Below are 10,446 nucleotides of genomic sequence, written 5' to 3' on the forward strand. Positions count from 1 at the left end.
GGCCAAGGCCGGTGCCCTCGTGGCGGCGCGTCGAGGAGCCGTCGACCTGCGCGAATTTCTCGAACACGCTCTGCAGCTTCTCGGCCGGAATGCCGATGCCGGTATCCTCGACACGAACCTTGAGCTGGACGACGCCGTCCGTCACTTCGCCGCCGACATCGACCAGCACGTGGCCCTTCTCGGTGAACTTCACCGCGTTGCCGACCAGATTGGTGACGATCTGCCTGAAGCGCCCGGCATCGCCGACGACGAAGGACGGCAGCCGCGGATCGACGCGCACGATGAGCTCGATGTTCTTCTCTGCGACGCGCGCCGACACCAGCGTCGCCACGTCCTCGACCGCTTCCGACAGACGGAAAGGCGCCGGGTCGAGCATCATCTGGCCGGCGTTGATCTTGGAGAAGTCGAGGATGTCGTTGATGATGGTGAGCAAGGCATTGCCGGATTTGACGATGACGTCGGTGAAGGTCTTCTGACGCGTGGTCAATTCGGTCTTGGCCAGAAGCTCGGCCATGCCGAGCACGCCATTCATCGGCGTGCGGATCTCATGGCTCATATTGGCCAGGAATTCGGACTTGGCGCGGTCGGCGGCCTCGGCCTTGAACAGCGATGCCGCGGTCTCGGCAAAGGCGCGGCGGATCGCCTTTTCCATCGGCCTGAAGACCCAGAAGGCGACGATGCCAAGCACCGCGAACAACAGGCAGCTCGCCCACAGAAGCAGCCTGTCGCCGGCCGCGTCGGCCAGATGACGCTCATTGTCCATGGCGGTGCGGACGCGGACCAGCATCGGCTGCGCAAACAGGTCGTTCTGGTTGCGGATCTCGCGATAGCTCCATTCGTCGACCTTCTGCGCCACCGACATCAGGTTGAAGTTGCGCACCATGTCGCGCGCCGACCAGAACAGGTCGCCGTTCACGGAAGCGGAATCGAGCTCGTTGAGGGTGTTCTTCGACAGGCGCGGTCGCAGGGCGGCGAGCCTGGCGGTGAGGGTCTCGACCTCGCCGGAAAGTCGTTCCGAATGGCCACGTGCCGACGCCACCAGGCCATCGCGCGTCTCGGCGCGCCAGGTGGTGCCGGTGGTCTCGGCGAAATTGGTCGCGTTGCGCAGGTCGCGGCCGAAAATGACCAGATTGCCGCTCAGCGCGTCGACGTCATGACGAAAGGAGTTGACGCGGTTGAGCGCAAACATGACCACGGCGGAGGCCAGCGCGAAGATCAGCAATCCAGACAGATAACGGATCCGGATCGACCGGATGAACGAAGAATATTCCGGCATGCGCAACCCCAACACATACGCATAATTTTAATTGTCGGGATTACGCTTGATTTACATTAAGATTTCGTTCGCGTGGCAGTCGCCGCGCAGTTTGCTGAGAACGTCAAAATGCGGGCATTGCGCTTTTCGGCGATCGGTTTCGCTTCTGTGCTGCTGTCGACCTTCGCCTGGTGGGTCGTCGCCCCAAGTAGCGCGGACCACGAACCTCCCTGAATTGTGCCGACAGGTGAAGAACGACGACACCATCCGCCCCTATTCGCACGATCTTTACGACGGCACGGCCAAGGCGTTCAAAAGGCTGTTTCCGGACGCCAATGGCGCACCGCAGGAGTCCGAATTGCAGGCACAGGCCAACTATCGCTGCATGAACGGCAAGGTGCTGGTCTGCTTCGTCGGCGCCAACCTGCCTTGCGCCAGGATGAACGCCGCGCGCGACAATCCCGGCGCGGATGAATTCTGCAAGGCCAACCCGAATGACGACGTCGTACCGGCCTTCGTGACCGGCCACGACGCTGTCTATTACTACAAATGCCGGAACGGCAAGGCGGTGATCACCGGCAATCCGTGGCAGCTCGACAAGCGCGGCTTTGCCGTCAAGCTGTGGACCACGCTTCCCGGCAACTGAGGCCGGCTAGACTAGACGGAAAGCATCACCTTGATCGCACGGCGTTCGTCCATGGCGCGGTAGCCTTCGTCGACTTCCGCCAGCGGCAGTTGCAGGTCAAAGACCTTGCCGGGCTTCATCCTGCCCTTGAGCACGCGGTCAATCAGGTCAGGCAGGAAGCGGCGGACGGGCGCCGGGCCGCCCAGCATGCGTTTTTGGCCGAAGAACAGGTTCTGGCCGTCAAAGGTGACGCCATGCGGCACGCCGACATAGCCGATCGTGCCGCCGGGGCGCGAGCAGGCCAGCGCCTGATCGAACGATTCCCGCGTGCCGACGCATTCCAGCACCGAGTCGGCGCCAACGCCTCTGGTGAGTTCCTTGATGCGCGCTACGCCGTCCTCGCCGCGCTCGGCCACGATGTCGGTCGCGCCGAACTCGCGGGCGAGTTTCTGGCGGCTTGCATGGCGGCTCATGGCGATGATGCGCTCCGCCCCCATCTCCTTCGCCGCAAGAACGCCCATCAGGCCGACGGCGCCGTCTCCGACCACGACGACCGTCGATCCTTGCCGCACCTCGGCCGCGTCGGCCGCATACCACCCGGTGCCGAGCACGTCTGACACGGCCAAAAGGTCAGGCACCAGTTCGGCCGGCGGAACCTCGGCGGTAGCCACCAGCGTGCCGTCGGCCAGCGCCACGCGGGCATAAGGCGCCTGCGCGCCGGACATGAACTCGCGCTGTACGCAGGAAGACTGGAAGCCGAAGCGGCAATGCGGGCAGGTGTTGTCGGAGAGGCAGAACGAGCCGACGACGAATTGGCCGGGACGGACCGTGCGCACCTCTGCGCCGACCTCGACGACGATGCCGCAGTACTCGTGGCCCATATGCATCGGGCCGTCCACCGGCTGGAGCCCGCGATAGGGCCACAGATCCGAACCGCAGATGCAGCTCGCCGACAGCTTGATGATGGCGTCCGTCGGCTGAAGGATTTTCGGATCGGCGACCTCCTCGCAGCGGATGTCGCCGGGCTTGTGGAGAACGGTTGCGAGCATGCTTGTTTCCTTTCGTTCAATCGCGGGAGGTCAGGCGCTGTATTCGGCGTCGGTGACGTGTTCCAGCCACTCGACGGCCTTGCCGTCCTTGATCTCCTGGACGGCGATATGGACCATCGCGGTCTGTGGCGAAGCGCCGTGCCAATGTCTTTCGCCGGGAGCGAACCAGACGACATCGCCTGGCCGGATCTCCTCGACCGGGCCACCCTTGCGCTGCACGCGACCAAAGCCGGCAACGACGATCAGCGTCTGTCCCAGCGGATGCGTGTGCCATGCGGTGCGGGCGCCGGGCTCGAAGGTCACCTGTGCGCCCTGCACTCGCGCGGCGTCGAACGGGTTGAAGAGCGGATCGATGCGGACCGTGCCGGTAAACCAGTCCGAGGGACCTTTGCCGGAGGGCCTCGTGCCGGCGCGAATAATGTCCATGGTGATCTCTCGTCTGTGCGTTTTTGATGTGGGCGGCCGCAGGTGATTGCGGGATCTTCGACCCAGTTGGCAGAGCCCGACTGGGGCGCCGGAGAGCCTCCCGCGCCGACTTGCGGGGAAGATATTGCGGTCGACCTCGTTCGAATAGGCGATATAATCCGCATGGACTTATCGATATCTGATATAAATCTGGATCACGAGGCAGCGATGCAACGCGACGGCATGAAGGATCTACTCTGGTTCGTGGCGGTCGCGCGGGAGCGCAGCTTCACCAGGGCGGCGGCGAAGCTCGGAACCTCGCAGTCGACGCTGAGCCACACGATCAAGGAATTGGAAGCGCGCCTGGGCGTTCGGCTGCTGACGCGCACGACGCGAAGCGTCGCGCCGACCGAGGCGGGCGAGCGGCTCTACCAGTCGCTCGTGCCGCGTTTCGAGGAGATCGAAGCCGACCTGGCAAGCCTGGTGGCCTTTCGCGACAAGCCGTCGGGAACGGTCCGCATCACGCTCTCCGACCACGCGCTGCAGTCGACCGTCTGGCCAAGGCTCGAGCCGGTGCTTCGCGACTATCCCGACCTCAATGTCGAGCTCTACAGCGACAACGGCATGCGCAACATCGTCGAGGAGCGCTTCGATGCCGGCGTGCGGCTCGGCGAGAGCATCGACAAGGACATGATCGCGGTGCGGATTGGCCCGGACTGGCGGCTGGTGGCCGTCGCCTCGCCAGACTATTTCTCCCGCCGCCCGGCGCCCAGGACACCGCAGGATCTGGTCGGGCACGACTGCATCAACCTGCGGCTGACGACGTTCGGAGGCCTCTATGCGTGGGAATTCGCCAAGGGCGGCCGCGACCTCAGGGTCCGGGTGGAGGGCCAACTCACCTTCAACTCGACCATCCCGATGGTCGACGCCGCGATCAGCGGCTCAGGCATCGCCTATGTGCCGGAAAGCCTCGTCAGCCGCCACATCGCCGAGGGGCGCCTGACGCTGGTGCTCGGCGACTGGAGCCCGCCCTTCGCCGGCTATCATCTCTACTATCCGAGCCGGCGGCAGCTCTCGCCGGCATTGGCGGTGATCGTCGACGCCCTGCGGCACCGGAGTTGAGGAGCAGAGGCGCTTGTTGGCTTAGATCAGCCGCTGCCCGCCGTCGAACGTGGATGGTCTCGCCGGTCATGGTGCCTCCTCGCACATCGCGAGCTACTCTACGAGCCCGTCAATCGCGAGTGGCGCGTTTTAGCGATTTCGGTCCGTCTTTCAGCCGGCGGACCAAAGGCTCCGGAAGCGCCGCCGCCTGAGCCTCCGCAGGTCTCCCGAGAGCCACCTCGAGCGCCGACCGTCGCTGTCTTTCCCGCAAATCCGAAAGCAGGCAAACAGCCGAGGGTCTCCGCCGGTCAGTCGTTGCTGGTCATCGCCACGAATGTCGTGTCGCATCGCCAAGGCACCGCAGCCATTGTGCGGTGCCGGTCAATTCTCCGCCAGCGGAAACTCGTTGGCGATCGTGACATGGTGGTGGATGCGGCCCTCGAAATATCGGCCCAGCACCGCCTCGGTCGCGGCGCGCGATTCGGCGCGGGCGGGGCTGGCGAGGGCCGCGTCGACCGCCGCCAGGTCGCGGTAGTTGATCGCCAGGATCATCGGGAATTCCGGCGCGCCGTCGTCGCGCTTCTCGGCGAAGGAGACGCGGACATCGAGCGCGCCCGGGAAGGCTTTCCATTTGGGCAGGACGGTCTCGATCACGTCTCTGCGGAACGCTTCCGTCTGGCCGTCCTTCACCTTGCCCTCGAACAGTGCGTAGCGCGTAATCATTTGCCGTCCTCTTTGCGTTGGAAAAATTCCATCAGTGCGGCCTGGTCCTCGCCGCCCAGTCCGGCGGCCGTCAGCAGCCGATGCACCTCGGCGCAGACTGTTGTTAGCGGCATCGCGGTGTGCGTGCGCCGCGCCAAATCCTGGGCGGCGTTGAGGTCCTTCACCATGTTGTCAATGCGGCCGGTGCGGCGGTAGTCGCGGGTGGCGAAGCGCGGCAGGTATTCCTGCAGGATGGCGCTGTCGGCGCGACCGCCCTTCAGCGCCTGCGGGATCTTGAGCGCGTCGACGCCGGCGTCGAGCGCCAGGCGGGTCGCTTCCGCCACGGCCATGAAATTCAGCGCGCACAGCACCTGGTTGATCAGCTTGGTCGTCTGGCCGGCGCCGGCCGGTCCCATATGGGTGTAGTTGCTCGCGACGTCGCGCAGCACGGTGTGAGCATCCGCAACGTCCTGTGCCTCGCCGCCAGCCATCAGCGTCAACTCGCCGATCAGCGCCTTGGGCGCACCGCCGGAGAGCGGACTGTCAACCCAGCGCAAACGCTTGTCGCTCGCATCGGCGGCCAGCTGGCGCGTCGCGTCGGGATCGATGGACGACATGTCGATGATCAGCGTGCCGGGCCTTGCGCCCGCAGCCACGCCGGCGTCGCCGAACACAGCGCGGCGCACGATCGCGGCTGAATTGAGGCTGAGGATGACATAATCCGCCGCGCCGGCCGCCTCGGCCGCGCTCGCCATCGCAGTCGCGCCCCTGGCGACCAGCGCCTCGACCTTGGCCTTGTCGAGGTCAAACACAGCGAGGCGATTGCCGGTGGCGAGCAGGCGCTCGCCGATCGCTCCGCCCATGGCGCCGGCGCCAATCAGTGCGACTCTGTTGGTCATGTCGGTCCTCCCGCCAGCCTGGCTGCTATGTCCGCGACGATCTCATCGAGCGGCGCATCGATTGTCACCGCGATCGCATTCTCGTCCTTGCCCGGCACCTCCAGCGTCGCGAACTGGCTGTCGAGCAGGCTGGTGGGCATGAAGTGGCCGGTGCGTTCATGCATGCGCTTCGAGATCAGCGCGCGCGACCCGTCGAGATAGATGAACAGCACCGGCTCGCCTGCTTGCTCGGTGATGAAATCGCGATAGACGCGTTTCAGCGCCGAGCAGCCGACGATTACCGGCGCGGGCCGTTGCCGCAGCGTTTCGCCGACCTTGGCCAGCCAGGGCCACCTGTCGGCATCGTCGAGCGGAATGCCGGCGCTCATCTTGGCGATGTTGGCCTCAGGGTGCAGCTTGTCGCCATCGACGTATGTCGCCGAGATCGCATCGGCGAGCGCCTCGCCGACCGTCGTCTTGCCCGAACCGGTGACGCCCATGACCACCATGCGCGGCGGGGGATCAGATCGAAGCCGTGATGCCGCCGTCGACATAGAGAATGTGTCCATTGACAAAGGATGACGCATCGGAGGCCAGGAAGACGCAGGCGCCGACCAGTTCCTCGACCTGGCCCCAGCGGCCGGCCGGCGTGCGCTTTTCGAGCCAGGCGCTGAAAGCCGGGTCGGCGACGAGCGCCGCATTGAGCGGCGTGTCGAAATAGCCGGGCGCGATCGCGTTGCATTGCAGGCCATGCCTGGCCCAGTCGGTCGCCATGCCCTTGGTGAGGTTGCCGACCGCGCCCTTGGTCGCCGTATAGGGCGCGATGCCGGGGCGGGCGAGCGCGGTCTGGACGCTGGCGATGTTGATGATCTTGCCGCGGCCGCGCCCGATCATGTGCCGCGCCACGGCCTGGCCGACATGGAAGACGCTGGCGACATTGGTCTGCAGCAGGCGCTCGAAGGCATCGGCGGGAAAGTCCTCGAGCGGCGTGCGGAACTGCATGCCGGCATTGTTGACCAGAATGTCGATCGGCCCGCCGGCCTGCTCGAAAGCATCGATGGCGGCGCGCACGGCGTCGTGGTCGGTCGCATCGAAGGCGAGCATCGCGGCGCCGGGAATCTGCATAATCGCGGCAGCGAGTTTCGCCTCGTCGCGGCCGTTCAGCACCACTTTGGCACCGGCTTCGGCCAAACCTTTGGCCAAGGCAAATCCGATGCCTTGCGAGGAGCCGGTGACGAGCGCCGTGCGCCCGGTGAGATTGAACAAGGTGGACGACATTTTCCCAATTGCCTCTCGTCGCTGAGCGTCTTATGTTATCGATAACATCATCTGTCAAGTCAAGTGGAGCGAAACCAATGCAGCGGCCTCACATCCTTCAGGTTGGACCCTATCCCGCATGGGACGAGGAGCCGCTCAACGAAGCCTTCACGGTGCACCGCTATTTCGCGGCCGACGACAAGTCGGCCTTTCTCGCCGAGGTCGGCCCCCTCGTGCGCGGCATAGCCACGCGCGGCGAGCTTGGCGCCAACCGCGCCATGATCGAGGCCTGCCCGTCGCTCGAACTCGTTTCCGTCTATGGCGTCGGTTTCGACGCGGTCGATCTCGCGGCCTGCCGGGAACGCGGCGTGCGCGTCACCAACACGCCGGACGTGCTGACCAACGACGTCGCCGATCTCGGCATCGCCATGATGCTGTGCCTGTCGCGCGGCATTATCGGCGCCGAGCGCTGGGTGCGCGACCGCAGCTGGGCGGCGAAGGGGCTCTATCCGCTCAAGCGCCGCGTCTGGGGACGGCGGGCTGGCGTGCTCGGCCTCGGTCGCATCGGCTATGAGGTGGCCAAGCGCCTTGCCGGCTTCGGCATGGACATTGCCTATAGCGATGTCGCGCCGAAGGAGTTTGCCGGCGATTGGGAGTTCCTCGCCGATCCCGTCGCGCTGGCCAGGCGTTCGGACTTCCTGTTCGTGACGCTTGCCGCGTCCGCCGCGACGCGCCACATCGTCAACGGCGAGGTGATCGCGGCGCTTGGCGAGGAAGGCATGCTGATCAACATCTCGCGCGCGTCCAACATCGACGAGGAAGCGCTGCTCGACGCCCTCGAGAACAAGGTGCTCGGCTCGGCCGCGCTCGACGTCTTCGAAGGCGAGCCGAATCTCAATCCACGCTTCCTCGCGCTCGACAACGTGCTTTTGCAGCCGCACCATGCCTCGGGCACGGTCGAAACGCGCAAGGCGATGGGCAGACTGGTGCGCGACAACCTCGCCGCTCATTTCGCCGGCCAGCCGCTCATCTCGCCGGTGCTGTAGGAGCTCGCTCACCATGAAGTCGATCGTCATCCACGCCGCCAAGGACCTGCGCATCGAGGACCGTTCCGTCGAGGAGCCGGGGCCGGGCCAGGTGCTGCTGCGTCTTGCCGCCGGCGGTATCTGCGGCAGCGACCTGCACTACTACAATCATGGCGGCTTCGGAACTGTGCGCCTGAAGGAGCCGATGATCCTCGGCCACGAGGTCTCCGGCCTGATCGAGAAGATCGGTTCCGGCGTCAGCGGGCTGGAGCCCGGCCAACTGGTCGCGGTCTCGCCGTCCCGGCCCTGCTACAGCTGCCGATACTGCCGCGAGGGGATGCATAACCAGTGCCTCAACATGCGCTTCTACGGCAGCGCCATGCCATTCCCGCACATCCAGGGCGCGTTCCGCGAAATGCTGGTGGCCGATGCGCCGCAATGCGTGCCGGCCGATGGATTGAGCGCCGGCGAAGCGGCGATGGCCGAACCGCTGGCGGTCTGCCTCCACGCCACCCGCCGGGCCGGCGAGATGCTGGGCAAGCGCGTCCTGGTCACCGGTTGCGGGCCGATCGGCCTGTTGTCGATCCTCAGCGCCCGGCGCGCGGGTGCGGCCGAGATCGTCGCCGTCGACCTCGCCGATTTCACCTTGTCGATGGCGTTGCAGGCCGGCGCCGACAAGGCGATCAACACGAGGACCGATCCGGAGGGCCTGGCTCCCTATCTCGCCGACAAAGGGACGTTCGACATTCTCTACGAATGCTCGGGCGCGGCGGCGGCGCTGGCGCAAGGCATCGCGGCGACGCGTCCGCGCGGCACCATCGTGCAGCTCGGCCTCGGCGGCGCCGAGATGGCGCTGCCGATGTCGACGGTCACCGCCAAGGAACTGTCGATCAACGGCTCGTTCCGCTTCCATCCGGAATTCGCCGTCGGCGTCGGGCTGATGCGCAAGAAGCTGATCGACGTCAAGCCGCTGATCACCCACACGGTGGCGTTCGACGAGGCGCTTTCCGGCTTCGAGCTTGCCAATGACCGCAGCCGGGCGATGAAGGTCCAGATCGCCTTTGCATAAGCGTCGGCGGCGCGTTGCATTCCGTTGTGATATCGATAACGTACGGCCATGCAGTCCTCGCCCAAACGCCCGACCATGGCCGATGTCGCGCATCGCGCCAACGTCTCGACGATGACCGTCTCGCGCGCCTTCAAGCGCGACGCCTCGGTCAGCGCCGACACGCGAGACCGCATCCTGCAAGCGGCTGAAGAGCTAGGTTATGTCTTCGACAGCATTGCCGCCAACCTTTCCTCGCGCCGCTCCGGTTTCGTCGCGGTGACGATACCCTCGATCAACAACGCCAACTTCGCCGACACGGTGCGCGGCATGACCGAAGGTTTGCGCGACAGCGGGCTGGAAATCCTGCTCGGCTTCACTGACTACAACGTCGAGGAGGAAGAGCGCCTGGTCGGGCAATTGCTGCAGCGGCGGCCGGAAGCGATCATCGTCACTGGCGGCCGCCACACGCCGTGCTGCCGCAAGATGCTGGCCAATGCCGGCGTGCCGGTGGTGGAGACGTGGGATCTGCCGAGCGACCCGATCGGCCATGTCGTCGGCTTCTCCAACGCCGAGGCCGGGCGGCTGATGGTCGATCATTTCGTCGCGCGCGGCTACTCGAGGCTCGGCTTCATCGGCGGCGACACCTCGCGCGACACGCGCGGCCTCGACCGGCGGCGCGGTTTTTTGGCGGCGCTGCAGGACCGCGGCCTCGACGCCTCGCGTGTCATCGCCTCCGGCGTGCCGCCGATCTCGATGCGCGAGGGCGCGGCCGCCATGGTCGAGATGATCTCGCGCTGGCCCGATACGCAGGCAGTGATGTGCGTGTCCGACCTTTCCGCCTTCGGCGCGCTGATGGAATGCGTGCGGCGCGGCATCAGTGTGCCCGACGACGTCGCGATCGCCGGCTTCGGCGCCTATGACCTTGCCGAGCAGTCGGTGCCGTCGATCACCACGATCGATGTCGGCGCGCATGAGATCGGCATCCGCGTGGCCGAGTTGGTGCTCGATCTGCTCAATGGCCGCCGCGCGGCGGACGACCGGGTCGTCGTCGGCATGACACCCAAGGTGATTGCGCGCCACACGGCTTGAACGCTTTTGGAA

The 10,446-nt window shown here is 65.7% G+C and carries 12 protein-coding genes; 5 read left to right on the forward strand and 7 right to left on the reverse strand.

Annotated features, from left to right (window positions below):
* Positions 1-1,276: histidine kinase dimerization/phospho-acceptor domain-containing protein (locus EN745_RS20765; RefSeq protein WP_245487782.1), on the reverse strand; the 1,276-nt coding region annotated here is incomplete at its 3' end.
* 226 nt (positions 1,277-1,502) lie between these two features.
* Between EN745_RS20765 and EN745_RS20770 the strand changes: the two genes are divergently transcribed.
* Positions 1,503-1,901: a hypothetical protein gene (locus EN745_RS20770; RefSeq protein WP_127422134.1), complete on the forward strand. Its 399-nt coding sequence runs from the start codon at positions 1,503-1,505 to the stop codon at positions 1,899-1,901.
* Positions 1,902-1,912: 11 nt separating this feature from the next.
* Here EN745_RS20770 and EN745_RS20775 read toward each other — a convergent pair whose 3' ends face one another.
* Positions 1,913-2,929, reverse strand: a complete 1,017-nt coding sequence (locus EN745_RS20775) for a zinc-dependent alcohol dehydrogenase family protein (RefSeq protein WP_126057939.1) — start codon at positions 2,927-2,929, stop codon at positions 1,913-1,915.
* Positions 2,930-2,959: 30 nt separating this feature from the next.
* Entirely contained in the window at positions 2,960-3,355 is a 396-nt protein-coding gene (locus EN745_RS20780; RefSeq protein ID WP_126057940.1) for a cupin domain-containing protein, read from the reverse strand.
* A 207-nt stretch (positions 3,356-3,562) separates the two neighbouring features.
* Here EN745_RS20780 and EN745_RS20785 point away from each other — a divergent pair, with 207 nt between their 5' ends.
* Complete coding sequence (locus EN745_RS20785) at positions 3,563-4,456, forward strand: LysR family transcriptional regulator (protein WP_127422135.1); 894 nt, start codon at positions 3,563-3,565, stop codon at positions 4,454-4,456.
* 360 nt (positions 4,457-4,816) lie between these two features.
* Here EN745_RS20785 and EN745_RS20790 read toward each other — a convergent pair whose 3' ends face one another.
* Genes EN745_RS20790 through EN745_RS20805 form a run of 4 tightly spaced genes read right to left on the reverse strand, consistent with a single transcriptional unit; the run spans position 4,817 to position 7,293 of the window.
* A complete protein-coding gene (locus EN745_RS20790; RefSeq protein WP_126057942.1) occupies positions 4,817-5,158 on the reverse strand; it encodes a hypothetical protein in 342 nt (113 codons plus the stop codon).
* On the reverse strand, positions 5,155-6,036 hold the full coding sequence (locus tag EN745_RS20795; protein WP_127422136.1) for an NAD(P)-dependent oxidoreductase: 882 nt from the start codon (positions 6,034-6,036) through the stop codon (positions 5,155-5,157). Before EN745_RS20795 ends, EN745_RS20790 begins: the two co-directional genes overlap by 4 nt.
* A complete protein-coding gene (locus tag EN745_RS20800; RefSeq protein ID WP_127422137.1) occupies positions 6,033-6,569 on the reverse strand; it encodes a gluconokinase in 537 nt (178 codons plus the stop codon). Before EN745_RS20800 ends, EN745_RS20795 begins: the two co-directional genes overlap by 4 nt.
* The gene (locus EN745_RS20805; protein WP_127422138.1) at positions 6,538-7,293 is read right to left on the reverse strand and encodes an SDR family oxidoreductase; all 756 of its coding nucleotides are present in this window, start codon (positions 7,291-7,293) and stop codon (positions 6,538-6,540) included. The genes EN745_RS20800 and EN745_RS20805 overlap by 32 nt, the downstream gene beginning before the upstream one ends.
* Positions 7,294-7,370: 77 nt before the next feature.
* Here EN745_RS20805 and EN745_RS20810 point away from each other — a divergent pair, with 77 nt between their 5' ends.
* The 3 genes from EN745_RS20810 to EN745_RS20820 are packed head-to-tail and all read left to right on the forward strand — an operon-like array spanning position 7,371 to position 10,434.
* The gene (locus tag EN745_RS20810) at positions 7,371-8,318 is read left to right on the forward strand and encodes a 2-hydroxyacid dehydrogenase (RefSeq protein ID WP_127422139.1); all 948 of its coding nucleotides are present in this window, start codon (positions 7,371-7,373) and stop codon (positions 8,316-8,318) included.
* 13 nt (positions 8,319-8,331) lie between these two features.
* Entirely contained in the window at positions 8,332-9,366 is a 1,035-nt protein-coding gene (locus EN745_RS20815; RefSeq protein ID WP_126057947.1) for an L-idonate 5-dehydrogenase, read from the forward strand.
* Between the two features lie 48 nt (positions 9,367-9,414).
* Positions 9,415-10,434, forward strand: coding sequence for a LacI family DNA-binding transcriptional regulator (locus EN745_RS20820; protein WP_189363110.1), 1,020 nt, complete (start codon positions 9,415-9,417; stop codon positions 10,432-10,434).
* Positions 10,435-10,446: the final 12 nt, after the last annotated feature.

Source organism: Mesorhizobium sp. M4A.F.Ca.ET.022.05.2.1, assembly GCF_003998845.1.
GTDB lineage: Bacteria > Pseudomonadota > Alphaproteobacteria > Rhizobiales > Rhizobiaceae > Mesorhizobium.

Bases quoted from the DNA above. Each gene is read 5' to 3' on its own strand.
- EN745_RS20795 (WP_127422136.1), bottom strand. From the start codon at position 6,036: ATGACCAACAGAGTCGCACTGATTGGCGCCGGCGCCATGGGCGGAGCG.
- EN745_RS20820 (WP_189363110.1), top strand. From the start codon at position 9,415: ATGCAGTCCTCGCCCAAACGCCCGACCATGGCCGATGTCGCGCATCGC.
- EN745_RS20785 (WP_127422135.1), top strand. From the start codon at position 3,563: ATGCAACGCGACGGCATGAAGGATCTACTCTGGTTCGTGGCGGTCGCG.
- EN745_RS20810 (WP_127422139.1), top strand. From the start codon at position 7,371: ATGCAGCGGCCTCACATCCTTCAGGTTGGACCCTATCCCGCATGGGAC.
- EN745_RS20800 (WP_127422137.1), bottom strand. From the start codon at position 6,569: ATGTCGACGGCGGCATCACGGCTTCGATCTGATCCCCCGCCGCGCATG.
- EN745_RS20805 (WP_127422138.1), bottom strand. From the start codon at position 7,293: ATGTCGTCCACCTTGTTCAATCTCACCGGGCGCACGGCGCTCGTCACC.
- EN745_RS20815 (WP_126057947.1), top strand. From the start codon at position 8,332: ATGAAGTCGATCGTCATCCACGCCGCCAAGGACCTGCGCATCGAGGAC.
- EN745_RS20790 (WP_126057942.1), bottom strand. From the start codon at position 5,158: ATGATTACGCGCTACGCACTGTTCGAGGGCAAGGTGAAGGACGGCCAG.
- EN745_RS20780 (WP_126057940.1), bottom strand. From the start codon at position 3,355: ATGGACATTATTCGCGCCGGCACGAGGCCCTCCGGCAAAGGTCCCTCG.
- EN745_RS20775 (WP_126057939.1), bottom strand. From the start codon at position 2,929: ATGCTCGCAACCGTTCTCCACAAGCCCGGCGACATCCGCTGCGAGGAG.